The following is a 26,216-nucleotide window of genomic DNA, read 5'->3' on the forward strand; positions in this document are numbered from 1 at the left end:
CCTCACTCCGACAGCAGACGGCAGCAGCCCGCCCTGCAGTCCTCGACGGCCTGGACGGCCTCGCGCCGGACGCGTTCCAGCTCGGCGATCCTGTCGTCGAGCCGGGTGACGACCGCCTCCAGCCGCCACCGCTCGCTCTCGCAGGTGGCCCCGCCCGCGTCGTGGGCGCGCAGCATGTCCACGACCTCGTCCAGCGTGAGCCCCAGCGCCTGCAGCGACTTGGCCATCCTGATCCGCTCGGCGGCCGACTCGCCGAACTCGCGGTATCCGGACGGCCGGCGCGGCGCGGCCGGGAGCACGCCGCGCCGCTCGTAGAAGCGGACCGTGTCGACGCTCACCCCGGCCGCCCTGGCCACCTGCCCGATCTTCACATCGCACCTTTCGCAGTGCTATGACCTGTTCACATACTCGCGCAGGTGGATCGCGGTGAGCGAGGTGCCAGAGTCGACGAGTTCGGCCGGGGTGCCGGAGAAGACGACCTGCCCGCCGTCGTGGCCCGCGCCGGGGCCCAGATCGATGATCCAGTCGGCGTGCGCCATGACGGCCTGGTGGTGCTCGATCACGATGACCGTGTTGCCGTCCTCGACCAGGCGGTCGAGCAGGGCCAGGAGCTTGTCCACGTCGGCCAGGTGCAGGCCGGTGGTGGGCTCGTCCAGCACGTAGGTGGAGCCGTTCTTGGCCATGTGGATGGCGAGCTTGAGCCGCTGCCGCTCGCCGCCGGACAGCGTGGTCAGCGGCTGGCCGAGGCCCACGTAGCCGAGGCCGACGGCGACCATGCGGTCGAGGATCACCCTCGGCTGCCCGGTGGTGAAGAACTCGCGGGCCTCGGCCGCCGGCATGGACAGGACCTCGCTGATGTTCTTGCCGCGCAGCGTGTACGTCAGCACCTTGGGTGTGAACCGCTTGCCCTCGCACTCCTCGCACACCGAGGCCACCTCGGCCATCATGGCCAGGTCGGTGTAGATCATGCCGATGCCCTTGCACGCCGGGCAGGCGCCCTCGGAGTTGGCGCTGAACAGGCCCGGCTTGACCCCGTTGGCCTTGGCGAAGGCCGCGCGGATCGGGTCGAGCACCCCCGTGTAGGTGGCCGGGTTGCTCCTGCGCGAGCCCCTGATCGGCGACTGGTCGGCCACCACCACGCCGTCCCTGCCCGAGACGTGGCCGTGGATGAGCGAGCTCTTGCCCGACCCGGCCACGCCGGTGACCACGGTGAGCACGCCGAGCGGCACGTCCACGCTGACGTCCTTGAGGTTGTGCAGCGTGGCGCCCCTGATCTGGAGGTGCCCGGACGGGCGGCGGACCTGTTCGCGCAGCCGTACGCGGTGGTCGAGGTAGCGGCCCGTCAGCGTGCCGGAGGCGCGCAGCCCCTCCAGGTCGCCGTCGAAGCAGATCCGGCCGCCTTCCGTGCCCGCGCCCGGCCCGAGGTCGACCACGTGGTCGGCGATGGCGATCGTCTCCGGCTTGTGCTCCACGACCAGCACCGTGTTGCCCTTGTCGCGCAGCTGCAGGAGCAGGTTGTTCATCCGCTGGATGTCGTGCGGGTGCAGCCCGGCCGTGGGCTCGTCGAAGACGTAGGTGACGTCGGTGAGGCTGGAGTTGAGGTGGCGGACCATCTTGACCCGCTGCGCCTCGCCGCCCGACAGCGTGGACGACTCGCGGTCGAGGCTCAGGTAGCCCAGGCCGATCTCGACCAGCGAGTCCAGCGTCGAGCGCAGCCCCTCAAGCACCGGCCCGACCGCCTGGTTGCCGATGCCGCGCACGAAATCGGCCAGGTCGCTGATCTGCATGGCCGAGCACTCGGCGATGGTGACGCTCTGCAGTCCGTTGCGCACGTTAGCGGCGACCCTCGACGAGCGCGCCGCCTCGTTCAGCCGGGAGCCGCCGCAGGACGGGCAGGTGGCGAGCTTGACCGCGCGGTCGGCGAAGGCCCGCGCCGTCGGTTGCATCGACTCGCGGTCCTTGGCGAGGTAGGTGCGCTTCACCCGGAGGATGAGGCCCTCGTAGGTGAAGTTGTTGGAGCCGTACTTGAGCTTGGTGGCGGGCTTGTGGAGGAGGTCCTGCCACTGCTCGGGGGTGTAGTCCTTCAGCTTGGCGTCCGGGTCGAACAGGCCGGAGCCGGCGATGACCTGCCAGGGCCAGCTGTCGACCGGGTACCCGGGAACCTTGATGGCCCCTTCGTTCAGCGACAGCTCGCGGTCGAGCAGCTCGTCCACGTCGATGTCGGACGCCTTGCCCAGCCCCTCGCACTCGGGGCACATGCCTTCCGCGGTGTTGAAGCTGAAGGCGAAGGGCGGGCCGATCTGGGGTTCGCCGATCCTGCTGAAGATGATGCGCAGCATGGTGTGGGCGTCGGTGGCCGTGCCGACCGTGGAGCGCGCGTTGGCGCCCATGCGTTCCTGGTCGACGATGATGGCGGCGCTCAGGTTGTGCAGCGTGTCGACGTCGGGGCGGGCCAGGCTCGGCATGAACGCCTGGATGAAGGCCGTGTAGGTCTCGTCGATCAGCCGGCGCGACTCGGCGGCGACCGTGTCGAAGACGAGTGAGGACTTGCCGGAGCCGGACACTCCGGTGAAGACGGTCAGGCGCCGCTTGGGGATGTCGAGGGAGACGTCCTTGAGGTTGTTCTCCCTGGCGCCGCGGACCTGGATGAGGTCATGGCTGTCGGCGGCGGTGTGATCGCGGTGGGGGACGGTGCTGGCCTGACGGCTGGAGACGACCACGGAATCCTTCCATCGTCTGATCTTTTATGGCGTAAGGGGATAGCCGGGACAGCCTACAACGGGGCTGTCCTTCACAGCGTTACCGTACAGCGTACCGTACGGCGTGCGGATCAGAGACTTCGTCTCTCGCTCATCTCCTGGACGCCCGCCCGTCCCCCGCATACCGGATCTTTTCCCTGATCAGATACCGGACCATGGATGGATGAGGACATGAGGAAATGGCACGCGGTCGTGGCGTCGGCTGCTGTGGCGCTGGCGGCCATGCCGGGCGTGGCCGCCGCCGACGCGCGGCGGGAGCTGGACCTGCAGGCGCACCGCGGCGGGCTCGGGCTCGTGGTGGAGAGCTCGCTGGCGGGCTTCGCCAACGCGCTGGAGCTGGGCGTCAGCACGCTGGAGCTGGACGTGCAGATCACCGAGGACGGCCAGGCGGTCGTCACGCACGACCGCAGGATCAGCGACAGGAAGTGCCGCGACACGGCCGCGGTCGTGCCGGGGGACCCCGAGTTCCCCTACGTCGGCAAGTACATCAACACGCTCACCCTTGAGCAGGTCAGGACCATGGACTGCGGCTCGCAGACCCTTGCGGAGTTCCCCGGGCAGCGGGCCGTGCCGGGAGCGCCGATGGCGACGCTGCGTGAGGTGTTCGACCTGGTGAACCGCTACCGGGCCCGCGGTGTCAAGCTGAACGTCGAGACCAAGGTCGAGGCGGGGGCGCCGAGCGAGACGGCGCCGAGGGAGCAGTTCGCGCAGGTGACGCTGCGCGAGATCCGCAGGGCCGGGCTGCTGCGGCAGGTCACCATCCAGAGCTTCGACTGGGGCGCCCTGATGCGGATGCGGGAGTTGGAGCCGCGCCTGCCGCTCGTCGCCCTCACCAACCGCGACTTCCTCCAGACCGGGCAGCCGGGCGCCTCCCCGTGGCTGGGCGGCATCGACATCGACGACTTCGGCGGCGACCCGCTCAAGGCGGTCAAGTCGTTCGGGGCGCAGGCGTTCTCACCGGTGCACGGCTTCCCGCAGAACGGCAAGGTGACCGACCCCGGCTATGAGCCGTACGTCACCAAGGAGATGGTCGACCAGGCCCACGCCCTCGGACTCAAGGTGATCCCCTGGACCATCGACGACGAGCCGACCCTGAACAAGCTCATCGACGACGGCGTCGACGGCATCATCACCGACTACCCCGACCGGCTGCGCACGATCATGGCCGAGCGCGGGTTCAAGCTGCCCAAGCAGTACCGCCCCCGCGGCAAGCAGTAGCTCACGGCGCCATCGCGCGCAGGAAGGCGGCGGTGAAGGTCTCGCTGACCTCCTCCACCGGGGGCAGCTCCACCCCTGCCCCGCCTTCCAGCGTGGGCCGCAGCATCAGATGGATGGCCATCGGCGCCAGCAGATACTGCAGAATCAGCGGCAACGGCAGGTCGCGCAGCCGCCCGGCGCGGATCTGCGGGGTCAGCAGCAGGTCCAGGCCGTGCAGGACCCGGGGCACGATGACGGCCGCCATCCGCGCGGCCGGCCCGTCGGGCCTGCTGAACAGGTCGCCGAACACGGCGGGCAGCATCCGGGGCTCGCTGCCGAACGCGGTGATCATGGCCTGGTAGATCGTGCGCACGGTCTCCTCCAGGCTGCCGGGCGGGTCGGCGGCCAGCGCCTCCAGGTCGGGTATCGGGCGGTAGCGGTCGAAGACGGCCGCGAGCAGGCCGTCGCGCCCCTCGAAGCTCGCGTGCAGGCTCGGCAGCGAGCACTGCGCGGCCTCGGCGACCGCGTCCAGCGTGACCGCGCCGAGCCCGCGCTCGGCGATCAGCCGCCCGGCCGCCTCGATCGCCCGCTCGCGCACCGGGGCACGGCCGCCCGGGTCCACGCCCGAGCGGCGCACGGCCTCGTCGAGCGCCGCTCGCGAGCCGCCGAGCCGGCGCAGCAGCGTGCTGCGGGAGATGCCGGCCTTGGCGGCGATCGCCGTCAGCGGGACGTCGGCCACGTGCTGGCCGCGTTCATCGGCGGCCACGAGTGCCGCCCGTACGAGGTCGTGCATCGGTACATCGTAATCCTTCACATCTGACACCGTGTCAGGTAGCCTATTCAGTAGGATTTCATCAACCAAAGAAAAAGGAGGTCCGTCATGAGCGTCGTCATCGCCGGGGGCGGACCGGCGGGCATGGTGCTCGGGCTGCTGCTGGCCAGGGGCGGGGTCGAGGTCACCGTGCTGGAGAAACACGGTGACTTCCTGCGCGACTTCCGCGGCGACACCGTGCACCCCTCGACCATGCGGCTCATGGACGAGCTCGGCCTGGGGGAGAAGTTCCATGCCCTGCCGCAGAGCCGGCTCGGCAACATCGCGGTGCCGCTGCCGGGCGGCGGCGGCCGGGTCACCCTGACCGACTTCGAGCACCTGCCGGGCAAGTACGGCTACGTCGCCATGGTCCCGCAATGGGACCTGCTCACCTTCCTGGCCGAGGAGGCCGCCAAGGAGCCGACCTTCACGCTGCGCATGAACACCGAGGCCACCGACCTGCTCAGGGACGGCGGCCGGGTGAGCGGCGTGCGCTACCGCACCGCCGACGGCGCGGAGGGCGAACTGCGGGCCGAACTCACCGTGGCCTGCGACGGCCGGGGCTCGATCCTGCGCACGCGGGCCGGGCTGCGGCCCAGGGAGTTCCCCGTGCCGTTCGACACCTGGTGGTTCCGGCTGCCGCGGCTCGACGGCGAGCGCGACCAGATCGCCCGGCTGATCGCGGAATTCAGCGGCGAGGAGATCGCGCTGAGCTTCACCCGCGAGGACTACTACCAGATCGCGTACTTCACCGCGAAAGGCGCCGACCCCCGGCTACGCGCCGAAGGAGTCGAGCGCTTCAGGCAGCGCATCGCCCGCCTGCTTCCCCAGTACGCCGACCGCGTCGGCCACATCCACACCATGGACGACCTGCACCTGCTCGACGTGCGGCTGAACCGGCTCGACCGCTGGCACCTCGACGGCCTGCTGCTCATCGGCGACGCCGCCCACGCCATGTCGCCGGCCGGGGGCGTGGGCATCAACCTGGCCATCCAGGACGCGGTCGCCGCCGCCACCCTGCTGGCCGGGCCGCTGCGCAGGGGCGCCGTGCGCGCCGCCGACCTGGCCAGGGTGCAGCGGCGCAGGCTGTGGCCGACGGTGATCGTGCAGCGGGCGCAGAGGTTCCTGCACCGCGTGGTGTTCCTGCCGGTCCTGACCGGGCGCGGGTCCGGCATCCCGAAGCCGGTGGTCCACCTGGCCCGCCGCTTCCCCATCCTGCGCAGGATCCCGTCCCTGCTGATCGCGTACGGGCCGCGTCCCGAACACGCCCCCGCCTACGCCCGACGCACCTGACCACTGGGGCTCCTTCAGGCCGACAGCGGGTCGACGCGCCGGTGGTGCACGCCGATCACCGGGATCTCGTGCAGACTGCCCGAGTACAGGAACTGCGTCATCCCGATCAGCAGCCGCCGCACGTCGTCCTGCGGCCGGACCACCAGCCGCAGGAACTGGCTGGAGGTGCCGAGCTTGTTGCCGCACTCGCGCACGTACACGCCGTGCTCGGTGAGCAGGTGGTCGCGCAGCCCCACCCCGTCGTAGCCCGGGGGCAGCTTCACCAGGATGAAGTTGCCCTGCGAGGCGAACACCGACAGCCCCGGCATGGTGCTGAGCTGCTGGAACATCGCCCGCCTGTCGTTGCCGAGCTGTCTGAGGCTGTCGTGGTAGTCGGACATGAACTGCCGCATCATGAACACGATGACCTCGGCGAAGGAGTTGAGGTTCCACTTCGGCAGCGCGTCGCGGACGCGGCCGGCCAGCGCCGGGTTGGCCACCATGTAGCCGAAGCGGATGCCGTGCAGGCCGAAGTTCTTGCCGAGGCTGCGCAGCACGATCACGTTCGGCCTGACCGCGGCCTCGGCGGCCACCCCGGGGTAGGGCTCGGCGTCCACGAACTCGCCGAACGACTCGTCCACGATCACCAGGTCCAGGTCGATGAGCTCGTCGAGCAGCCGCACGACCTCGTGCTTGGGCAGGTAGCCGCCGTCGGGGTTGTTCGGGTTGCAGATCACCGCCACCCGGGAGCCGCGCATGCGGATGAAGGAGACGTACTCGCTGACGTCCAGCGCGAAGTTGCGGTTCTCCATCAACGGGAACATGTCCACCCGTTTGCCCGTCTCCAGCGGCTGGTCGGTCCAGCGGCCGAAGGTGGGGATCGGCACCGCCAGGCTCTCGCGGACCAGCAGGTGGTCGATCCACGTGATCAGTTCGGTCGAGCCGTTGCCCATGGCGACCGTCTTGGGGTGGAGGCCGAGGGTCGAGCAGAGCTCCTCGGTGATCGTCCCCGCGTCGCTCGGATAGAACTTCAGGATCGTCTCCAGGTTTCTCCCGAGGTGCTCGAAGATCTCCGGAGTCGGAAAATATGGGTTGCACGGGATGCAGAAGTCCACCGGAGCGCGCTCTCCTGGGGAGTTGCGCATGAGTGAGAAAAACGACGGGCTGTGCGCCTGTGCCCGCAAGACGCTGAGCTCCACGACACCTCCATGGACCTGTTCGACGAGTGGAGGTACGTGCCGATCGGCCGAGTGGTTCATGAAAGTGCGCTGCGTCCGGGGATGTCCGCTCGTCCTACGACCCGCCGTGGTGATCGGTCTCGGCCCTGCGCAGCGTGAGGACCGCGATGTCGTCGCGCGGTGCCCCTCTGGTGAAGTCGCGCAGGTTGGCGTCGAGCGCCGCGGCCAGCCGTTCCGGCGGCTCCTCGGCCCAGGCGCACAGCCGCTCTTCGAGCGGGTAGAAACGGCCGCGCTGGTCGCGGGCCTCGGTGACGCCGTCGGTGCACAGCAGCAGCGTCGCCCGCAGCGGGAACGCGAAGCGCACGCACCGGCGCGGCTCCGGCGCCAGCCCGGCGATGCCGAGGGGCACGCCGGGCTCTCCGAGGTCCACCTGCCGGGCCTGGCTGTCGCGGATGAGGTACGGGGCGATGTGCCCGCAGTTGACCGCCTCCACGCCCAGCCCACGGCCGATGCCGAGGACGAGGGCGGTGACCAGGCGCTCGGGTTCGCCGGTGTGGGCGGCGAAGGCGTTCTGCCTGACCACAGCCTTCTCCAGGGCCTCGACCAGGCCGGTGAGCGTGGTCTCGCGGTAGGCCGCCTCCCTGAAGGAGCCCAGCACGGCCAGCGCGGTGCCGATCGCCGGCAGGCCCTTGCCCTGCACGTCGCCGATGAGCAGGCGGGTGCCGTACGGGGAGGGCGCGACGTCGTACAGGTCGCCGCCGACCATCGCGTCCTCCTCGACCGGCTGGTAGAGGCCGTCGACGACCGTGTCGCCCGTGCGCAGCGGCAGCGGGCGCACGATCAGGCGCTGCAGGGCCGCCGCCGCCGAGCGCAGCCGGTGCACCTCCTCCTCGCGCCGTACCCGGTAGCGGCACCCCACCAGGCTGAGGGTCCCGAACATCGCGGTGAACCCGGCGGCCAGCACGGTGTCGGCGGGCGCCGTGTCGACGTACACGAGGGTCGTGGTCACCACCGCCAGCGTCCACAGCGACGCGATGAAGGTCTGCCACACCGTGCCCAGACCCGAGACGATCGACGGCAGGAAGATCAGCAGCGGCAGCAGGCGCACGGACGTGTGCGTGAGCGCGTCCAGCCCCACCACGGCCACGGTGACGACGGCCAGCCCCACCACGAACACGGGTGTCGAGAGGAAACTCAGCCCGCGCCGCCGCTGTCCGTCATCCGTCACGGCTATCACTTTCCCGTGGGCCACCCGGCTAATCAGGCGGCGGGCGTGCCGCTTCGCCCTCGGTTTCGCCTGTGAAAAAGGCCGCGATTATGCACGCGGTCGCCGGGTAAAGAATGAATCCGATTTTCCGGCGTCCTTGAATTGGCCGTCGCCCGGCCTCGACGTTATTGGTGACTACGCCCTTCTGGCGGCGCTGTACAGGCAGGATAGGTCGCCGACTACGGAAAGTAAACAGCCCTGTCCTTTATGGCGGGGTTTGCTGGTGTTGGCCGGGGATCTTCCCTGTGAACTGCATGTCCCTGGGTGATGGGTCTCATTTGCTTCTCATCAAAGAATGCATTGACAGAAAAAAATGATCTTGTAAGCATCTGAGTTGAGAAGTTCTCGCGCAATTCCCGCGGAGAAAGGTGACAGGGTGAGCCCGCACGATTGGACCTTGCTGCCGGCCGTGGTCGTCCGGAGCGCCGGGTTCCCATGGGAACTCGTCCTGTCCCTGGTCTACCCGCGGGCCGCCGACGCCGCCGCCGACGTCGTACGGCTGGAGCGGCAGGCGCTCGATCTGCTTGCCGACGCCTCGGTCCGGGGCGCCGCGGACACCGGCGCCCGCCCGGTCAGTGGGCCCGGCGGCCGGGCGGGAAGCGGGCGGCTGCCGCGCGGGTTGCGCAGCCGCCTGCGCAACCTGCGCCCGCTGCCGCCCGACGCGCCCGCGCCGGACGACTGGCTGGCCCGCTGGAACGAGGTGACCGGCCTGCTGGAGGAGGCGCGGCTCACCCTGTCGGGCGTGGTCGCGGGCGACGCGGCGCTCTCACGGGCGGCCATGGCCGGGATCGTGGCCGATGAACGTTTCCTCGACGCCGTCGTCGGCTCCTCGCCCGACCTCTACCGCGACCTGCGGCGCGGGACGAAAGAGCTCAAGCTGCGCTGGCGGGTCGCCGCGCACGTGCAGCGGCTCGGCACCGCCTGCCGGTCGGGGCCGATCAACTACGGGCGGATCTCACCCGGCCGGGACGGCGGCTACACCTGGTCGGGGCACCACGACCGCACACGGCGGGTCGCCTTCCCCGCGGCGCGCGTGGGCGAGGCGCTCCAGCAGCGCATCCTGGCCGACCCGGCGCTCGTGGCCCGGCTGGTGCCGCGGCGCAGGACATGGTCGGGCACCGCCGTGGACGTGGCCGCGTTCGTCGGGGCCTGCGACGGCAGCCGCACCCTGGCCGAGATCGCCGCCGACTCGGGAACCGGGATGGACCGCGCCTCCGCCGCGCTGGCCGTGGCGGTGCGGCGCGGGCTGCTCACCCACGACCTGTGCCCGCCCGCCGGCATCATGGACGCGCTCGGCTGGCTGCGCGAACGTCTGCCTGCCGAAAAGAGCCCGCCGCGCCCCCCGGGTGGGACGGCCGGCGTCGCTTCCGGGGGGCCCGGGCGCGGGGGCGCCGGGTCCCCCGGAAGCTCTGGACGCGGTGTCGTCTCCTCCGTGGACGTTCCCGTGCAGCGCAGGCGCGCGCCGGCCGGGCTGCGGCCCGCGTCAGGCGCCGACCTGCCGATGAGCCGGCGCGTCGGCGAGATCGCCGACCTGCTCGAGCGCTACCCCGCCGCCTCGCCCGATGTGAAACTGGCCGTCCAGAGCCGGATCGAGGCGCTGGCCGGCATCGGCCGGCGCGACGGCCGCTGCGACGAGCGCGTCATCGTGCACGAGGCCGCCGCCGGCACCCTGCGGGTCACGCTCGGCGACGCGCTCAAGGCCGACCTGGAGGACGGCGTGCCGCAGGTTCTCGACCTGCTCGCCGAGGAGGCCGAGCTGACCAGGCTGCGCACCAACCGGCTGCTCGCGCAGCGGCTCGGCGCCGGCGCGTTCAGCATATCCGAGGTGCTGCGGACGGCCGGCGACCTGCGCATCCACTACGGCGACCGCCTCGCGGGGCGCATCGCCGAACTCGTCCGCGCCGCGCCGAGGGGAACCGTCCGCCTCGACCTCGCGGGGCTCCTGGAACGACCCTGCGCCCCGGCCGCGCCCGTGCTCTGCTCGGCCGACGTCATGGTCGCCGCCCGGTCGCTGGAGGCCTACGAGCAGGGGGTGACCCCGCTGATCCTCGGCGACCTGCACGACACCGCCCTGCTCACGCCGTGGGAGCTGCAGTTCCACCCGGACGGGGCCGCGCTCGCCGCCGGGCGCGAGGCGGCCATCGGGCGGGCGCTGACCGGGTTCACCGCGCTGAACACCATCTCCAGGCGCGGCGGCGGGCTGCCTCCGCCGGAGTTCCCCGGCCCGGTGCTGGAGTTCGGCGGCGTGGCCTCCGACTCGGGGCGGCGGCGCATCGGGCTCGACGAGCTGTACGTGGTCAGCGACGGCAAACAGGCTCTCCTGCGCGCCACGGGCATGGACGAGCCGCTGCTGTTCCACAACAGCGAACACGACACCGCCCTGCACACCGCCCTCGCCCTGCCGGGGATCCGGCGGCCCGACCTGCGCGAGCTGCCCCGAACGCCCAGGCTGACCTGGGGCAACGTGGTCCTCTCGCGCCGCCGCTGGCGGATCGGGATGACCTCGTTCGAGGCGCTCGGCCAGGCCGGCGGCGACCGCGAACTCCTGGTCGCGATGGCCCGGCTGCGCGAGAGCCACGACCTGCCCGAGACGTTCTTCGCCTCCTCGGCCCGCAGGCGCACGCCGATCCACGTCGACACCCGCTCGCCCGCCCTCATCGAGGGCCTGGCCCGGCTGGTGGGCACCGCCGAGGGCCTGACGCTCACCGAGACGCTGCCGGGGCCGGAGGAGTGCTGGTTGCGCGACGGCGACCAGGGCTTCGCCGCCGAGCTGCGCTGCGTCTACCTGAGACGGGCGGGCGAGTCCCGCTCCGCCGGCCCGCGGCCGGCACCCCATCCGTATCCGTGGCCGGGAGAGGGCTGCTGATGGACCTGCTCGTCGTTCCTCCGTTCACCGACTTCACCGCCGAGCTGCTGCCGCCCCCGCGAACCGAGCTGCTCGACCTCAACGAACACCTCCACGAACGCCTCGCCGCCCCGTCCGCCCTGCGCGCCGCCGCCGAGACCCTCCCGGGCGGGCCCGCCCTGTTCGCGCGGGCGGCGGCGGCCGTCCTGGAGCGCAAGGCGTTCGACGACGCCCACCTGCGCGCGGTGGACGCGGCGCTCAGGCTCGCCGGCGACCCCGCCCTCCGGCTCACCGTGGACGGGCTGGAGCTGGCCGAGGGCAGCACCCAGAGCAGCAGGGACGTGCTCGGCGCGGCCGGCCGCTGCGAGCTGTTCCGCCCCGAGATCGCGCTGGCCCTGCAGGCCGCCAGAGGACGGCGGGCGCACGTCGTGGTGGACGGCGCCCGCCAGCTCCCCGCCGCGTTCGCGCTGGTGCGCGCCCTGGGCGCGGAGCGCGTGACGCTGTGCGGGCGGCTCGTGGCACGCCACGCCGCGGCGCTGCGTCGGGTGCCCGAGCTGGCCGGCGTCGGGTGGAGCGACTGGTCGCCTGAGCGGGTGATCAGGGCCATGTGGCACGTACGCGACACCGACCCGGCCGGCCGCGTGCGCTGGGTGACCGGCACCCGCCGGCCGCCCGAGAACGGGCCGTGGGCGGGCCGGCTCGACGCGACCGTCGCGGCGGCCTTCCCCAAGGAGACGCTGGCCCGCTGCCGCGGCCTGACGATCATCGTCACCCGCATCGACTTCCTGGCCGCCGTGACCGGCGTGACGGGCATGACCGTGAGCCTGCCGCGCGTGCTGTCCGCCATCCCCGACGACGTGCCGGTGACGTGCGAGCTGGTCGTGGGCGCGCCCGGCATGGACGCCGGCGTCGTCGGGGAGTCCCTGGAACTGCTGGCCGACGGGGCCGGCGGGGTCGGTCTCGCGGGGCTGCGGCCGTTCCGGATGGGGATCCGCGCGGCCTGGGCCGGGCGGAGCGTGCGCTTCCCGCCGCGGATGGGCGACGACCTGGTCCGGTGGATCGACTTCGACGCGCCGGACACGATGCGCGGCTACGAGGTGACGGCGCTGATCAACAAATGGCTGGCCCGCCTGCCGGGACTCCGGCCCGGCCGCCTGGCCGCCTGCGCGGTCGCCGCCCCGCTGCCGCGCTCCGGCACGGCAGAGCGGCCCGCGGCGCGCGGCGGCGGGTTCGCCTCCGGCTCAGGGGCAGGCGGCGGTGGGTTCGCCTCCGGCTCAGGGGCAGGCGAGCCGCCCGTGTGGGATCCCTGCGCGGAGGTCGTCACCGGGACGGGGGCCGACGGGCGCGGGCCGGGGACGTTCGCGGTCAGCCTGCGCTCCTGGCGCTCGGTGCGCCTCCACCCGGCCCTGGCGGGGCCGGTCACGCGGATGGCGGCCGACGACCCGCGCGCGCTCGACGACCTCACCGAGCCCGCCCGCCGCCGCCTGACCGCCGAACTGACGGCCGGGGGAGTGTTGGGCGATAAATGGTTTGCGACGGGGTGAGGCGGGCTGGTGTAATCCCGGGGCAGCGAGCCCATCGATCAAGGAGGCCGGGAATGACGGCGTTCATGTCCACCCAGCACCGTGAATCCTCCTCTGCGAAGGGCATGACGCCTCTTGATCTCGTTCCGCCCCGGGACGCCATCGCATGACCTCAGTGTCCTGCGGCTGCTGCGCCCAGGACCCCGTCAGGCCGCCGCGCTCGCGGCGGCCATCATCGCCGCCACCGCACTGCCGCTGGCGGCGCCCCAGATCACCCGCCGCTTCGTCGACGACGCGATCGGCGGCGCCGGCACCGACCACCTGACGGTCGTCGCCGCCGGCTACCTCGCCCTGGCCGTCGCGGGCCAGGCCGCCCGCATGGTCACCGCCTGGCTGGCCGGCCGGCTGGCCTGGGACGGCACCAACCGCCTGCGCGAGCGCCTCACCGAGCACGCGCTCGGCCTCGACATGGACTACCACGGCAGGCACACACCCGGCGAGATGATCGAGCGCGTGGACGGCGACGTGGTGGCCGTCGCCGACTTCGTCGTGGCGTTCCTGCTGGACGTCGTCGCCAGCGCGCTGCTCCTGGCCGGCGTGGTCGTCATCGTGTTCGGCGTCGACTGGCGCATCGGGTGCGCGCTGCTGGCGTACTGCCTGCTGGTCGGCTTCGGGATGGTCAGGGCGCAGCGGCTGGCCGTGCCGTCCGCCGCCCGCTCCAGAGCGGCCAGCGCCACCCTGTTCGGCAACCTGGAGGAGCGGCTGGCCGGCGTCGAGGACCTTCGGGCCAACGGCGCGGGCGCGCACACCGTCAGACGTTTCCACCAGATCAGCGCCGCCCTGTACCGCGCCGAGGTCAAAGACGCGCGCGTCGGGACCAGCCTGCTGGCGGGCACGTCCGTGGCCTTCGCGGCGGGCACGGCGATCATGCTGGCGCTGGCCGCCTGGACGCTCCAGTCGGGGGCGCTGACGGTCGGCACCGTCGTGCTGCTCTTCCAGTACACCCTGATGGTGCGCACGCCGTTCGAGCGGCTGATCGACCAGATCCGCCAGTACCAGGCGGCGCTGGCCGGCCTGGCCCGCATCGGCGACCTGCTCGCCGAGCGCCGCACACTGCCCGCCCCCGCCAGGCCCGCGGTGCTGCCCGCGACCGGGCCGCTCGGCCTGCGGCTGGACGGCGTCGGCTTCACCTATCCCGGCGACGACGAGCAGGTGCTGTCGGGGATCAGCCTGACGCTGGCCCCCGGCGAGAAGCTCGGCCTGGTCGGGCGGACGGGCAGCGGCAAGACCACGCTGGCCAGGCTGGTGCTGCGGCTGCAGGACCCGTCCGAGGGCGCCGTCCGCGTCGGCGGGCTGGACCTGCGCGAGGTCGGCCCGGCCTCGCTGCGCGAGCGGATCGGCGTGGTCACGCAGGACGTGCGGCTCTTCAGCGCGAGCCTGCGCGACAACCTGACGCTGTTCCGGCCCTCGCCGGACGACGAGAGACTGCGCGAGATCCTGGTGGGCGTGGGCCTCGGCGACTGGCTCGACGGCCTGCCCGACGGGCTCGACACCGAGATTCGCGGCGTCTCGGCCGGGCAGGCGCAACTCATCGCCTTCGCCCGCGCGTTCCTGGCCGACCCGGGCCTCGTCGTCCTGGACGAGGCGTCGAGCCGGCTCGACCCGGCCACCGAGCGCCGCATCGAGCGGAGCGTCGCCCGGCTGCTCGACGGCAGGACCGGCGTGATCATCGCGCACCGGCTCTCCTCCCTGTCGCGCGTCGACAAGATCGCCGTCCTCGACCACGGCAAGATCATCGAGTACGGCCGGCGCGCCGACCTCGCCGCCGACCCGCACAGCAGGTTCGGCCGCCTGCTGGACCTGGCGGGGGTGAGCCGATGAGCCCCGTGCTGCGGACGGCTCTGTGGCTGGTCCGATTCGACTTCCGCCGCTACCTCGTCGGCGCCCTGCTCTGGCTGCCGGTCCACGTGATCCCGCTGGCCTCGGGGCTGGTGCTGCAGCGGCTGTTCGACGAGATCAGCGGGCAGCGCGTGGCCGGGATGGAGGCGGTGCTCTGGCTCTGCGCCGCGTTCGTGGGGGTCGAGATCGCCCGCGGCCTGGTGATCGTCGTCGCGTGGACGTACGGCGTCTACTGGTGGATGGCGGCGGCCACCCTGCTGCGGGCCGACGTGCTGCGCTCGATCATGACCGCGCGCGGCCCCGCCGCCGCCCGCCTGCCGCACTCGTCCGGCGAGTCGGTGTCGCGGCTGCGCGACGACGTGGCCGACGTCGTCGACTTCACCGACGAGAGCGTCACCCTGGCGGGCACGACGCTCTTCGCCGCCGCCGCGCTGACGATCATGGCCGCCGTCGATCCGGTCATCACGCTGGTTCTGGTGCTGCCGATGATCGCGATCGGCGTGCTGACCCGGCTGATGCGGCACACGATCAGGCGGCTGCACCAGCGGGCCAGGGAACTCGGCGCGGCCGTCACGGCCTACGTCGGCGAGGTCTTCGGCGGCGTGCTCGCGCTCAAGACCGCCGGAGCCGAGGCCGCGGCGCTGGAACGGCTGCGCGCCCACAACCGGCGAAGGCGCCGGGCCGAGGTCAGGGACCGGATGGCGACCGACCTGCTGGGCGCGGCCACCGCCACCACGGTGGAGCTCGGCGTCGGGCTCGTGCTGCTGCTGGCCGCGCCGGCGATGCGGTCCGGCGAGTTCACCGTGGGGGACCTGGCGCTGTTCACCACCTACATCGGCTGGCTGACGGGCCTGCCCAGGTCGATCGGGGTGATCCTGTCCCGGCTGCCGCAGGCCGCGGTCGCGACCGAACGGCTCGCGCACCTGATGAGGCCGGGCGAACGGCCCGGGACGGGCGCCGAGGTCTGGATCCACCATGACGCGCCGCCGATCGAGCCTCCGCCTGTGCACCCCGACCCGCTCGACGTGCTCGAAGCCCGGGGGCTGAGCGCGCGGCACCCCGGCGGAGGCGGGGTGAACGGGATCGACCTGCGGATCGAACGCGGCTCGTTCACGGTCGTCACCGGCGCGGTCGGCTCAGGCAAGACGACCCTGCTGCGCGCTCTGCTCGGCCTGCTGCCCCTGGAGGAGGGCACGATCTGGTGGAACGGCGTCCGCGTCGCCGACCCCGGCACCTTCCTCGTCCCCGGCCGGGCCGCCTACGCCGGCCAGGTTCCGCGATTGTTCTCCGAGACCCTGCGGGAGAACCTGCGCCTGGGCCTGCCCGCGGGCGACGACGAGCTGCGCGAGGCGCTGCGGCTGGCGGCGTTCGAGGCGGACCTGGCCGAGCTGCCCGGCGGGCTCGACACCGTCGTCGGGCCGCGCGGCGTGCGGCTGTCCGGCGGCCAGGTGCAGCGGGCCACCGCCGCCCGCGCCCTGGTGCGCACGCCTGACCTGCTGGTCGTGGACGACCTGTCGTCGGCGCTGGACGTCGAGACCGAGCGACTGCTGTGGAAGCGGATCGCCGGCCACGGCACGGTCCTGGTCGTCTCGCACCGGCAGGCGGCGCTCGAACGCGCCGACCAGGTCGTCGTCCTGGACCGGGGCCGGGTCGCCGGGCGCGGCCCGCTCGGCGAACTGCTGGAGGGCTGCCCCGAGATGCGCCGGTTGTGGAGCGCCGAGCTGGTCGCCGAGGCCGGGGAACGAGCGGGTGAGTGAATCGGGCACCATAGGGGTGTGACAGCGATCGCGGAGCTGGCCGATCTGGTCGCTCGGGGAGACGTGGCGGTGCTCAGCGGGGCCGGCCTGTCCACCGAGTCGGGCATCCCCGACTACCGTGGGCCGACCGGCCGGGCCAGGCAGGCCGAGCCGATGACGTACCAGCGCTTCGTCGCCAGCGCGCAGGCGCGGCAGCGCTACTGGGCGCGCAGCCACGTCGGCTGGCGGCAGATCGGGCTGGCCCGCCCCAACGCCGGCCACCGTGCCGTCGCCGAGCTGGAGCGGCGCGGGCTGCTGGCCGGCATCGTCACCCAGAACGTCGACGGCCTCCACCAGGCCGGCGGGGCGCGCCGGGTGGTCGAGCTGCACGGCGGGCTCGACCGGGTCATGTGCCTGACGTGCCGCGAGCGCACCCCGCGCGCCGAGCTGGAGCGCCGCCTGCACGAGGCGAACCCCGGCTGGCAGGCCAGCGGGACGATCAACCCCGACGGCGACGCCGTGCTCACCGACGCGCAGGTGGCCGGGTTCCGGGTGGTCGACTGCACGGGCTGCGGCGGGCTGCTCAAACCCGACGTGGTCTTCTTCGGCGAGAACGTGCCCACGCCCCGCGTCGACGAATGCTTCGGCATCGTGACGCGGGCGCGGGCGCTGCTCGTCCTCGGATCGTCCCTGATGATCAAGTCGGGGCTGCGGTTCGTCGGCAGGGCCGCCGAGCTCGGCATCCCGATCGCCATCGTCAACCAGGGGCCGACCGGTGGCGACGGTGCGGCCGCGCTCACCCTCGACGCCCCGCTGGGCGCGACGCTGACCGAACTCGCCGATCGGCTCCAGGCCCGGGTTGACGTGCGCGAGCCGGTGTCCGGGGCACAATAGGCGCATGCCTCGTTCGTGTTTCTGCGGCCTGCCCGCCCCCTACGACGACTGCTGCGGCAGGTTCCACCGGGGCGAGGCGGCGGCCGCCACCGCCGAGCAGCTCATGCGGTCCAGGTTCAGCGCGTTCGGGGTCGGCGACGCGGCCTACCTGCTGCGCACCTGGCACCCCTCCGCCCGCCCGGCCCGCATCGACCTCGACAAGAAGACGCGCTGGGTTCGGCTGGAGGTGCTGGAGAGCACCGGCGGCAGCGTCGTGCACACCGAGGGGACGGTGCGCTTCCGCGCCCACTACCTCGAGCGCGGCCGGCCGTGCGAGATGGAGGAGCACAGCAGGTTCGTCCGCCTCGAGGGCCGCTGGGTGTACGCGGGCACGATGTGAGCCGGCGCGGTCAGGGCCTGCTCGCGGGCCTCACGCCGACTCGCGGATCACCAGTTCCGTGGGCAGCACCACCGGCTCGACGTGCTCGGCCCCGTCGATCAGCGCCAGCAGCAGCCGCATCGTCTCCTGCGCCATCTCGGCCAGCGGCTGCCTGATCGTCGTCAGCGGCGGATGCGTCGAGATCGCCACCGAGGAGTCGTCGAACCCGCCCACGGCCACGTCGTCGGGCACCCTGCGCCCGGCGGCCCGCAGCGCGGCCAGCGCCCCCGCCGCCATCAGGTCGGAGGCGACGAAGACGGCGTCGATGTCGGGGGTGCGCTGCAGCAGTTCCGTCATGGCCCGCTCGCCGCTGGCCTGCGTCCAGTCGCCATGGGCGATGAGCTTCTTGGTCGCCTTGCGTCCGAGCACGTCGGCGAAGCCTTCGAGGCGCTGGATGCCGCCCGGTGTGTCCATCGGCCCGGTGATCATGGCGATGCGCCTGCGGCCGAGGCCGACGAAGTACTCGGTCATCTGGCGGGCGCCGAGCCGATCGTCGGCGGTGGCGTACGGGATGACGCTCTCGCGGCCGATCACGGCGCCGCAGGAGACGGCGGGCGGGCCGGTGCGCAGCGCGTCGAGCAGCGGGTCGCCCGCGTGCGTCGAGACCAGCAGCACGCCGTCGGCGTGGCCGCCGCGCACGTAGCGGGCCACCCGCTCCCTGTCGCCCTCGTCACCGGCCATCATCATCACCAGCGACAGGTCGCGCTCGGCCAGCATCCTGATGGCGACCCTGATGAGCGTGCTGTAGTTGGGGTCCTCGAACAGTTTCTCGTGCGGCTCCGACAACACCATCACGATCGACCCGGTCCGCTGCGTGACCAGGCTGCGGGCGGCCCTGTTGACGATGTAACCGGTTTCTGAGATGGCCCGCTCGATGGCCACGCGCGCCGCCGCGCTCACGTACTTGTCCCCGTTGAGCAGCCGGGAGACCGTGCCGCGTGAGACACCGGCGGCGGCGGCGACATCGTGGATCGTTGGGCGCTTCATTTGACGGCTCCGGAGGACAGGTCGGTCCTCCAGTATCGCTGCATGGACAGGAAGAGCGCGATCAGCGGCACGATCGACAGGAACGCGCCCGTCAGGATCAGGTTGTACAGCGCCGGCTGGTTCGACCCGGCGGCCAGCAGCGTGAACAGCCCCACCGTGAGCGGGAACTTGCCGTCGTCGCCCAGCATGATGAACGGCAGAAGGAAGTTGTTCCAGATGGCCACGAACTGGAACAGGAAGATCGTCACCATGCCGGGCGTCATCAGCGGCATCGCCACCCGCGCCATCAGCCGCCCCTCGCCGGCCCCGTCGATCCTGCCCGCCTCCAGCAGCGAGTCGGGGACGGCCGCGGCGGCGTAGACGCGGGCCAGGTAGATGCCGTACGGATGCAGGATCTGCGGCAGCAGGACGGCCCAGTGGCTGTCGGCCAGGCCGATCTTGGAGAACAGCAGGTACTGCGGGATCGCCAGCACCACGCCCGGCACCAGGATGCCGCCGATGAGCAGGTTGAAGATCAGGTTCCGGCCGCGGAAACGGTACTTCGCCAGCGTGTACCCCGAGACCGCCGACACGGCGGTCGACAGCAGCGCGCCGCCGCCCGCGTACAGCAGCGTGTTGGCCGCCCACAACCAGAACACGCCGTCGCGGTAGGCGAACAGCTCGGCCACGTTGTCCAGGAAACCGGTACCGAAGGCGAGCGTGGCCGTGCTGAACAGCTCGCCGGGCGACTTGGTGGCCGCGATCAGCACCCAGCCCACCGGGAACAGGCAGTAGAGCGCGCCCAGCAGCAGCAGCGCGGTCGGCGCCAGACCGGCGAGCGGCTTGCGATGCGAGACGGCGGCCATCAGCCCTCCCCGAAGGCGCGGTCGCGGACCACGCGCAGGAAACCGAACGACAGGACGAGCGAGATCGCGGCGATGACGATCGAGGTGGCGGCGGCCGAGTACAGGTCGCCGGTGACGAACGCGTCGCGGTAGACCTTCATGAGCGGGCTCCACGTGGAGCTGATCGTGTTGGTCAGCGGGCGCAGCGCCGTGGGCTCGGTGAACACCTGGATCGTCGCGATGATCGAGAACACGGTGGTCAGGATGATCGCCGGGGTCAGGATCGGGATCTTGACCCGGATCGCGATCTGGAGCTCCGAGGCGCCGTCGAGGCGGGCGGCCTCGTACAGGTCGCGCGGGATCGCCCGCAGCGTCGTGTAGAGCACGAGCATGTTGAAGCCGACCCCGCCCCACACCGCCACGTTCGCCATGGAGAAGGTGACCGTGGTCGCCCCCAGGAAGTCGACGTCCAGGATGTCCCTGAACGGGCTGAGCGAGGGCAGGTAGAGGAAGCCCCACAGCAGCGTGGCCGCCACGCCCGGCACCGCGTACGGCAGGAAGATCGCGATCCGTGAGAACCTGGCCAGCCGCACCCGCGCCGAGTCCAGCAGCAACGCGAACAGCAGCGCCAGCCCCAGCATCACGGCCAGCACCAGCGCGCCGTAGCCGAGCACCCGCAGCCAGCCCTGCCACAACTCGGCGTCGGACAGGGCGGCGGCGAAGTTGTCGAACCCGACGAACACCTCCCTGCGCGCGCCCCTGCCCAGACCGAGCCCGGACACCTTGCTCCTGCGCATCGCCAGGTAGACGGTGTAGCCGATGGGAATCGCCAGGAAGAGCGTGAACAGCACGATCGCGGGCGTCAGGAACAGGTAGGGCCAGGCTCCCCTCTCCGGCCGCTTCATGAGGCGATCTGGAAGCCGGCCTTGCGCATGTCGGCGACCGTGGCGTCCTGCACGGCCTGGACGGCGTCGGAGAAGGCCGACTTGTTCTGCAGCGCCTTGTCGAAGGAGTCCTTGAAGGCGTTGTAGGTCACGCCGACGTTCGGGCCGAAGGTGAAGCCGCGCGCCCCGGCGGAGACGGCCGCGGCCTGCTGCCAGAAGTCGGACTGGTTGGCGAAGTACTCGGGCGCCTGGGTCAGCGCCGCCTGGGCCTTCGTCGCGGCCGGATAGATCGCGGCCTCCTTGACCAGCAGGTCCAGGGCTGCGGGGTCGGTGTTGAGCCAGGTGATGAACCGCGCCGCGGCCGCCTTGTTCGGCGACTTGGCCGCGACGGCGACCGACGAGCCGCCCCAGAAGCCGCTGACGTTCTCGCCGGCGTTCCACTGCGGCAGTGGGGCGACGGCCCACTTGCCCTTGCCCTTGGGCGCGTTGCTCGACAGCACGCCCGGCGCCCACACCGCCGACGGCCAGGTCAGCAGCCGGTCGTCGTTGAGGGCCTTGTTCCACTCGGGGGTGAAGAACGGCATGTCGTCGATGGCGTCCTCCTTGACCAGCGCGCCCCAGTAGTCGGCGACCCTCTTGGTGGGCTCGTCGGCGACGTTCACCTTCCAGGACTCGCCGCTGATCGCCCACCACTGGGCCCCGGCCTGCTGCGCCAGCCCTGTGAACGCTCCCGGATCCTTGCTGGAGAACGTGCCGAGGTAGGCCTTCGGATCCTTCTTGCGCAGGGCGCGGGCCGCCTCGCCGTACTCCTGCCAGGTCTTCGGGACCGCGAGGCCGTACTTGTCGAACAGGTCCTCGCGGTAGAAGAGCATCATCGGGCCGCTGTCCTGCGGGAGGCCGTACACCGCGTCGGTGCCGAGCGTGACCAGGCCCCACAGGCCGTCGGAGAACTCGCCCTTGACCGCGGCGGTCTCGGCCTTGAGGTCGGCCACCGCGTCGGCGGCGATGAACGACGGCAGGTGCTGGTATTCGGCCTGCACCAGGTCCGGCGGGTTGCCCGCCTTGGCCGCGGTCAGGAACTTGGCCGCCGCGTCGTCGCCGCCCGCCTGCTTGCTGACCGTCACCTGGATGTCCGGATTGGCCTGGTTCCACACTGCGACGATCTTGTCCATGTTGGGGGCCCAGGTCCAGTACGTGAGCTTGACCGGGCCCTGGGCGGCGGTCGCCGGGCTCTGCTCCGCCTTGGGGGCTGGCGTGGGTTCGCTGGACCCGCAGCTGGCGAGTGCGGCCGTGAGTGCGACGGCCAGGGCTGCTCCAAGGCGGTGGGCGCGCATGCGTACCTCCATAGTGTTCTGTGAACGCGCACAGAGTGGAACAGCCCGGAAACGGCCGTCAAGAGGTGTTACGTTCTCGTGATTTGCTGGGAAATTCGAGGTAGCGATTCCCTGGCAGTGTGACCAGCATTACTGTGCACGTTCACAGAGCTTTTCAAGGGGGATGGATGTATCCGGAGCGTCCTGCGGGTATCGCCTTCGGCGGCGACTACAACCCGGAGCAGTGGCCGCGCGAGGTCCTGGAAGAGGACACGGCCCTGATGCGCGCGGCCGGGGTCAACCTGGTCAGCCTGGGCCTGTTCACGTGGGCGCTGATGGAGCCCTCGGAGGGGCGCTACGCGTTCGGCTGGCTGGACGAGATCATCGACCGGCTGCACGCGGCGGGCGTCGCGGTGAACCTGGCCACGCCGACGGCCGCCCCGCCCGCCTGGTTCGTCGCCCGCCACCCCGACGTGCTGCCGGTGACCAGGGAGGGGACGCGGATCGGGTTCGGCGGCAGGCAGAGCGCCTGCTCCAGCGCCCCGGCCTTCCGTAAGGCGACCGCGCGGCTGGTGCGGGCGCTGGCCGGGCACTACCGCGGCCACCCGGCCGTGGTCATGTGGCACGTGCACAACGAGTACGGGGCGCCGCTCGGCGAGTGCTACTGCGAGCACAGCGTGGCGGCCTGGCGCACGTGGCTCCAACTCACCTACCGCGATATTTCAGCATTGAACGAGGCATGGGGCGCCACCTTCTGGGGCCAGACCTACACCGACTGGTCCCAGATCGACGCCCCGCGCTTCAATCACACGGTCGTCAACCCCGCCCAGCGGCTCGACTACGCCCGCTTCAGCGACGGCCAGCACCGCGAGCACTACGCCCTCCAGCGCGACATCCTGCGCGAGCTCACCCCGGGCGTGCCCGTGACCACGAACTTCGCCGGCACCGTGAACTGCAAGTCCGCCGACCTGTGGCAGTGGGCCCGCGAGCTCGACGTGATCGCCAACGACCACTATCTCAAGGCCGAGCGGCCCGACAACCACATCGACCTGGCCATGTCCGCCGACCTGGCCCGCTCGGTGGCGGGTGGCGCGCCGTGGATGCTCATGGAGCACTCCGCGGGGGCGGTCAACTGGCAGCCGCGCAACCTCGCCAAGCGGCCGGGCGAGATGCGCCGCAACAGCCTCGCGCACGTCGCCAGAGGCTCGGACAGCGTGCTGTTCTTCCAGTTCAGGGCGTCGCGGTTCGGGGCGGAGAAGTTCCACTCGGGGCTCGTGCCGCACGCGGGGACCGACTCGGAGCAGTGGCGCGAGGTGGTGCGGCTGGGGGCGGACCTGCGGGCGCTGGCCGGTCTGCGGGGCAGCCGGGTGCGGGCCGAGGTGGCGATCGTGTGGGACTGGGAGTCGTACTGGGCGCTGGAGCTGGACTGGCGGCCGTCGGTGGACCTGACCTTCCGCGAGCGGATGGACGCCTTCTACGAGGTGTTGTGGCGGGAACACGTCACGGTGGATTTCGTCCACCCTTCCGCCGATATTTCGGGATATCGGGTGGTGGTTGCGCCCAGCTCGTACCTCCTCACCGAGGCCGCCGCCAAAAACCTCCACCGGTACGTCGAAGCAGGCGGCAACCTGCTCGTGTCGTACTTCTCCGGCATCGTGGACGAGCACGACACCATCCACCCCGGCGCTCACCCCGGCGCGCTCCGCGAGCTGCTCGGCCTGTCGATCGAGGAGTTCCACCCGCTGCGCGAACACGAGACCGTCACCCTGACCGGCGGCGACACCGCGCGCATCTGGTCCGAACGGGTCCGCCCGGCCGGCGCGGTCGCCGTCCGCGACTTCGCGGCGGGCCCCGACGCGGGCCACCCCGCCTTCACCCGCCACGACCTCGGCGCGGGCACCGCCTGGTACCTGGCCACCGCCCCCGTCACCGGCCTGCGCGACCTGCTGTCACAGGTGCTCGACCACGCCGCCGTCGCCCGCCCCCTCGGCCTGCCCGAGACCCTGGAGCTGGTGCGCAGGGGCGGCCACACCTTCCTGATCAACCACGGCGACGAGCCCGTGACGGTCGAGGGGGTGACCGGCACGGACGTCTTCGACGGCGTCCGCCACGACGGCCCGATCACCGTCGCGCCCGGCGCGGTCACGGTCGTCACCGACACCCCCGGGGAGCAAGAGCAGTTGGCATGATGGGCAGATGACGATCGACGAGCTGCTCACCACGACCCGCAGCGTCCGCAAGCGCCTCGACCTCACCCGTCCCGTCCCGATGGAGCTGGTGCGCGAATGCCTGGAGATCGCCCTGCAGGCGCCCAGCGGCGGCAACCGGCAGGGCTGGCACTGGATCGTGGTCACCGACCCCGGGCTGCGCGCGCAGGTCGGCGACTACTACCGCAGGTCGGTGCGGGCCTACCACGCGTCGGGGACCGGGGCGGGCTCGCTGTTCCAGGACGACCCGGTCAGGGCGGCCACGCAGCGGCGCGTCTCCGACAGCTCCGCCTACCTGGGCGAGCACATGGGCGACGTGCCGGTGCAGGTGATCGCCTGCATTCAGGCGTCCGGCCTGCCCGAGGGCAACCAGGCGGGGCTGTGGGGGTCGGTGCTGCCGGCGGCGTGGAGCTACATGCTGGCCGCCCGCGCCCGAGGATTGGGCACGGCCTGGACGACCCTGCACCTGGCCTACGAGAGTGAGATCGCCGAACTGCTCGGCATTCCCGCGGACGTCCGCCAGGGCGTGCTCATCCCCACCGCCTACTACACGGGGGAGACGTTCAAGCCCGCGCCGAGGCAACCGCTCGACGAAGTTCTGCACCTCGACCGCTGGTAGAGCAGGGCCCGCTTCGACGGCCTCGAACTGCTCGAACCCGGGCTGGTGCCGCTGCCGGAGTGGCGTCCCGACGAGGGCGACCACGCCACGCCCGGCATCACCTACCACACCTTCGTCGGGGGCGTGGGCCGCAAGCTCTGACAGAACCGGCCGCGCGGCTGCTCAGCCGTCGTGTCCCGCGGCAGCGGAGGCGGCGGGCAGCGCGTTCGCGGCGACCACGTCCCGGTACCAGAAGGCGCTGTCCTTCCAGGTGCGCTCCATCGTGTCCCGGTCCACGCGCACGATGCCGAACCGCTTGGCGTAGCCGTGGGCCCACTCGAAGTTGTCCATCAGCGACCACACGAAGTAGCCGCGCACGTCCGCCCCCGCTTCGATCGCCTCGGCCACGGCGGACAGGTGCCGGTGCAGGTAGTCGACGCGCCGCTCGTCCCTGACGCGCCCGTCGGCGTCCACGGCGTCGGCGAACGCGGCGCCGTTCTCGGTGATCATCAGGGGCGTGTCCGGGTGGTCGCGGCGCAGCCGCAGGAGCAGTTCCGTCAGGCCGCTCTCGTCGATGTTCCAGCCCATCTCCGTGTACGGGCCGGGCTGCCGGACGAACTCGACGTCCTCGCACCCGATCCACGGCGAGGCGGTCCCGTCCTGGTGCCCGTCGGCGGACTGCCTGCCGCCCCCGCCGCCCCACTGGCGTACCAGCGTGGGGTTGTAGTAGTTGACGCCCAGCATGTCCAGCGGCTGGCAGGCGGTCGCCGTGTCGCCGTCGCGCACGAACGACCAGTCGGTCACCGAGGCGGTGTCGGCGATCAGGTCGTCCGGGTAGGCGCCCTCCAGCATCGGGCCGAGGAAAGCCCGGTTGGCCACGGCGTCCACCCGGCGCACGGCGTCGGCGTCCCCCTCTGACACGCCCCGCACGTGGTGCAGGTTGAGCGTCACCGAGAGCTGCGCGGCCGGGTCGGCGACCGCGCGCAGGGCCTGCACGGCCAGGCCGTGGCCGAGGTTCAGATGGTGCACGGCGGCCAGCGCGGCGGCGGGCTCGGTCCTGGCCGGGGCGTGCACGCCGGAGGCGTAGCCCAGGTAGGCCGAGCACCACGGCTCGTTCAGGGTGATCCAGGTGCGGACGCGGTCGCCGAACCGCTCGCCCATGAGATGGGCGTACTCGGCGAACCGCAGCGCCGTGTCGCGCTCCGGCCAGCCGCCCGCCTCCTCCAGTTCCTGCGGCAGGTCCCAGTGGTAGAGGGTGGCCACGGGGGCGATGTCCCTGGCGAGCAGGCCGTCGATCAGGCGGTCGTAGAAGTCGACGCCCGCCTGGTTGAGCGGCCCGCGACCGCCGGGACGCACCCGCGGCCAGGAGATCGAGAACCGGTAGGCGCCCACGCCCAGCGCCGTCAGGATGCCGAGGTCCTCATCCAGCCGGTGGTAGTGGTCGCAGGCCGCGTCGCCGGTGTCGCCGCCCGCGACCAGGCCGGGGGTGTGGGAGAAGGTGTCCCAGATCGACGGGCCGCGGCCGTCCTCGGCCCACGCGCCCTCGACCTGGTAGGCGGCCGTGGCGGTGCCCCACAGGAAGTTCTCGGGGAAGGCGGTCATGC

20 protein-coding genes and 1 pseudogene are annotated in these 26,216 nt (G+C 71.9%); 11 read left to right on the forward strand and 10 right to left on the reverse strand.

Features of this window, described 5'->3' with window-relative positions:
* Positions 1 to 2: 2 nt before the first annotated feature.
* Entirely contained in the window at positions 3 to 371 is a 369-nt protein-coding gene (locus ACFOY2_RS24155; protein WP_379530349.1) for a MerR family transcriptional regulator, read from the reverse strand.
* Positions 372 to 389: 18 nt separating this feature from the next.
* Positions 390 to 2,720, reverse strand: a complete 2,331-nt coding sequence (locus ACFOY2_RS24160; RefSeq protein ID WP_379530350.1) for an ATP-binding cassette domain-containing protein — start codon at positions 2,718 to 2,720, stop codon at positions 390 to 392.
* A 210-nt stretch (positions 2,721 to 2,930) separates the two neighbouring features.
* On the opposite strand from ACFOY2_RS24160, the gene ACFOY2_RS24165 reads away from it, so the two are divergent.
* Positions 2,931 to 3,977, forward strand: a complete 1,047-nt coding sequence (locus ACFOY2_RS24165; RefSeq protein WP_379530351.1) for a glycerophosphodiester phosphodiesterase family protein — start codon at positions 2,931 to 2,933, stop codon at positions 3,975 to 3,977.
* Between the two features lies 1 nt (position 3,978).
* On the opposite strand, the gene ACFOY2_RS24170 is transcribed toward ACFOY2_RS24165, so the two are convergent.
* Complete coding sequence (locus ACFOY2_RS24170) at positions 3,979 to 4,749, reverse strand: TetR/AcrR family transcriptional regulator (protein WP_379530352.1); 771 nt, start codon at positions 4,747 to 4,749, stop codon at positions 3,979 to 3,981.
* 87 nt (positions 4,750 to 4,836) lie between these two features.
* Between ACFOY2_RS24170 and ACFOY2_RS24175 the strand changes: the two genes are divergently transcribed.
* Complete coding sequence (locus ACFOY2_RS24175; protein WP_379530353.1) at positions 4,837 to 6,060, forward strand: FAD-dependent oxidoreductase; 1,224 nt, start codon at positions 4,837 to 4,839, stop codon at positions 6,058 to 6,060.
* A 14-nt stretch (positions 6,061 to 6,074) separates the two neighbouring features.
* On the opposite strand, the gene ACFOY2_RS24180 is transcribed toward ACFOY2_RS24175, so the two are convergent.
* Together ACFOY2_RS24180 and ACFOY2_RS24185 are read right to left on the reverse strand one after the other, a co-directional pair.
* A complete protein-coding gene (locus ACFOY2_RS24180; protein ID WP_357812484.1) occupies positions 6,075 to 7,238 on the reverse strand; it encodes a pyridoxal phosphate-dependent aminotransferase in 1,164 nt (387 codons plus the stop codon).
* Between the two features lie 94 nt (positions 7,239 to 7,332).
* Positions 7,333 to 8,445 carry a PP2C family protein-serine/threonine phosphatase gene (locus tag ACFOY2_RS24185; protein ID WP_379530354.1) on the reverse strand — a complete coding sequence of 371 codons (1,113 nt, stop codon included), beginning with the start codon at positions 8,443 to 8,445 and terminating at the stop codon, positions 7,333 to 7,335.
* 415 nt (positions 8,446 to 8,860) lie between these two features.
* Here ACFOY2_RS24185 and ACFOY2_RS24190 point away from each other — a divergent pair, with 415 nt between their 5' ends.
* The 6 genes from ACFOY2_RS24190 (at position 8,861) to ACFOY2_RS24215 (ending at position 17,760) form a co-directional block, all read left to right on the forward strand.
* A complete protein-coding gene (locus ACFOY2_RS24190) occupies positions 8,861 to 11,350 on the forward strand; it encodes a lantibiotic dehydratase (RefSeq protein ID WP_379530355.1) in 2,490 nt (829 codons plus the stop codon).
* A complete protein-coding gene (locus tag ACFOY2_RS24195; protein ID WP_379530356.1) occupies positions 11,350 to 12,873 on the forward strand; it encodes a hypothetical protein in 1,524 nt (507 codons plus the stop codon). Before ACFOY2_RS24190 ends, ACFOY2_RS24195 begins: the two co-directional genes overlap by 1 nt.
* 114 nt (positions 12,874 to 12,987) lie before the next feature.
* Positions 12,988 to 14,733, forward strand: coding sequence for an ABC transporter ATP-binding protein (locus tag ACFOY2_RS24200; RefSeq protein WP_379530357.1), 1,746 nt, complete (start codon positions 12,988 to 12,990; stop codon positions 14,731 to 14,733).
* Complete coding sequence (locus tag ACFOY2_RS24205) at positions 14,730 to 16,508, forward strand: ABC transporter transmembrane domain-containing protein (protein ID WP_379530358.1); 1,779 nt, start codon at positions 14,730 to 14,732, stop codon at positions 16,506 to 16,508. The genes ACFOY2_RS24200 and ACFOY2_RS24205 overlap by 4 nt, the downstream gene beginning before the upstream one ends.
* Positions 16,509 to 16,526: 18 nt before the next feature.
* Entirely contained in the window at positions 16,527 to 17,381 is an 855-nt protein-coding gene (locus tag ACFOY2_RS24210) for an NAD-dependent protein deacetylase (protein ID WP_379530359.1), read from the forward strand.
* Positions 17,382 to 17,385: 4 nt separating this feature from the next.
* Positions 17,386 to 17,760 carry a YchJ family protein gene (locus tag ACFOY2_RS24215; RefSeq protein ID WP_379530360.1) on the forward strand — a complete coding sequence of 125 codons (375 nt, stop codon included), beginning with the start codon at positions 17,386 to 17,388 and terminating at the stop codon, positions 17,758 to 17,760.
* 30 nt (positions 17,761 to 17,790) lie between these two features.
* Here the strand turns inward: ACFOY2_RS24215 and ACFOY2_RS24220 are convergent, their stop codons facing one another.
* Genes ACFOY2_RS24220 through ACFOY2_RS24235 form a run of 4 tightly spaced genes read right to left on the reverse strand, consistent with a single transcriptional unit; the run spans position 17,791 to position 21,828 of the window.
* A complete protein-coding gene (locus ACFOY2_RS24220; protein WP_379530361.1) occupies positions 17,791 to 18,786 on the reverse strand; it encodes a LacI family DNA-binding transcriptional regulator in 996 nt (331 codons plus the stop codon).
* Entirely contained in the window at positions 18,783 to 19,631 is an 849-nt protein-coding gene (locus tag ACFOY2_RS24225) for a carbohydrate ABC transporter permease (RefSeq protein ID WP_379530362.1), read from the reverse strand. Before ACFOY2_RS24225 ends, ACFOY2_RS24220 begins: the two co-directional genes overlap by 4 nt.
* A complete protein-coding gene (locus tag ACFOY2_RS24230; protein WP_379530363.1) occupies positions 19,631 to 20,515 on the reverse strand; it encodes a carbohydrate ABC transporter permease in 885 nt (294 codons plus the stop codon). Before ACFOY2_RS24230 ends, ACFOY2_RS24225 begins: the two co-directional genes overlap by 1 nt.
* Complete coding sequence (locus ACFOY2_RS24235; RefSeq protein WP_379530364.1) at positions 20,512 to 21,828, reverse strand: ABC transporter substrate-binding protein; 1,317 nt, start codon at positions 21,826 to 21,828, stop codon at positions 20,512 to 20,514. The genes ACFOY2_RS24230 and ACFOY2_RS24235 overlap by 4 nt, the downstream gene beginning before the upstream one ends.
* A gap of 167 nt (positions 21,829 to 21,995) precedes the next feature.
* Between ACFOY2_RS24235 and ACFOY2_RS24240 the strand changes: the two genes are divergently transcribed.
* The 3 genes and pseudogenes from ACFOY2_RS24240 to ACFOY2_RS24250 form a co-directional block, all read left to right on the forward strand.
* The gene (locus ACFOY2_RS24240; protein ID WP_379530365.1) at positions 21,996 to 23,996 is read left to right on the forward strand and encodes a beta-galactosidase; all 2,001 of its coding nucleotides are present in this window, start codon (positions 21,996 to 21,998) and stop codon (positions 23,994 to 23,996) included.
* A gap of 7 nt (positions 23,997 to 24,003) precedes the next feature.
* A complete protein-coding gene (locus ACFOY2_RS24245) occupies positions 24,004 to 24,633 on the forward strand; it encodes a nitroreductase family protein (protein WP_379530366.1) in 630 nt (209 codons plus the stop codon).
* A 24-nt stretch (positions 24,634 to 24,657) separates the two neighbouring features.
* A pseudogene (locus tag ACFOY2_RS24250) lies at positions 24,658 to 24,774 on the forward strand (SAM-dependent methyltransferase); the annotation flags it as partial.
* 21 nt (positions 24,775 to 24,795) lie between these two features.
* Here the strand turns inward: ACFOY2_RS24250 and ACFOY2_RS24255 are convergent.
* On the reverse strand, positions 24,796 to 26,214 hold the full coding sequence (locus ACFOY2_RS24255) for a GH1 family beta-glucosidase (RefSeq protein ID WP_379530367.1): 1,419 nt from the start codon (positions 26,212 to 26,214) through the stop codon (positions 24,796 to 24,798).
* Positions 26,215 to 26,216: the final 2 nt, after the last annotated feature.

It is taken from the genome of Nonomuraea purpurea (genome assembly GCF_042650645.1).
GTDB lineage: Bacteria > Actinomycetota > Actinomycetes > Streptosporangiales > Streptosporangiaceae > Nonomuraea > Nonomuraea purpurea.

Bases quoted from the DNA above. Each gene is read 5' to 3' on its own strand.
- ACFOY2_RS24165 (WP_379530351.1), top strand. From the start codon at position 2,931: ATGAGGAAATGGCACGCGGTCGTGGCGTCGGCTGCTGTGGCGCTGGCG.
- ACFOY2_RS24170 (WP_379530352.1), bottom strand. From the start codon at position 4,749: ATGCACGACCTCGTACGGGCGGCACTCGTGGCCGCCGATGAACGCGGC.
- ACFOY2_RS24175 (WP_379530353.1), top strand. From the start codon at position 4,837: ATGAGCGTCGTCATCGCCGGGGGCGGACCGGCGGGCATGGTGCTCGGG.
- ACFOY2_RS24195 (WP_379530356.1), top strand. From the start codon at position 11,350: ATGGACCTGCTCGTCGTTCCTCCGTTCACCGACTTCACCGCCGAGCTG.
- ACFOY2_RS24205 (WP_379530358.1), top strand. From the start codon at position 14,730: ATGAGCCCCGTGCTGCGGACGGCTCTGTGGCTGGTCCGATTCGACTTC.
- ACFOY2_RS24215 (WP_379530360.1), top strand. From the start codon at position 17,386: ATGCCTCGTTCGTGTTTCTGCGGCCTGCCCGCCCCCTACGACGACTGC.
- ACFOY2_RS24220 (WP_379530361.1), bottom strand. From the start codon at position 18,786: ATGAAGCGCCCAACGATCCACGATGTCGCCGCCGCCGCCGGTGTCTCA.
- ACFOY2_RS24225 (WP_379530362.1), bottom strand. From the start codon at position 19,631: ATGGCCGCCGTCTCGCATCGCAAGCCGCTCGCCGGTCTGGCGCCGACC.
- ACFOY2_RS24230 (WP_379530363.1), bottom strand. From the start codon at position 20,515: ATGAAGCGGCCGGAGAGGGGAGCCTGGCCCTACCTGTTCCTGACGCCC.
- ACFOY2_RS24235 (WP_379530364.1), bottom strand. From the start codon at position 21,828: ATGCGCGCCCACCGCCTTGGAGCAGCCCTGGCCGTCGCACTCACGGCC.
- ACFOY2_RS24240 (WP_379530365.1), top strand. From the start codon at position 21,996: ATGTATCCGGAGCGTCCTGCGGGTATCGCCTTCGGCGGCGACTACAAC.
- ACFOY2_RS24245 (WP_379530366.1), top strand. From the start codon at position 24,004: ATGACGATCGACGAGCTGCTCACCACGACCCGCAGCGTCCGCAAGCGC.
- ACFOY2_RS24255 (WP_379530367.1), bottom strand. From the start codon at position 26,214: ATGACCGCCTTCCCCGAGAACTTCCTGTGGGGCACCGCCACGGCCGCC.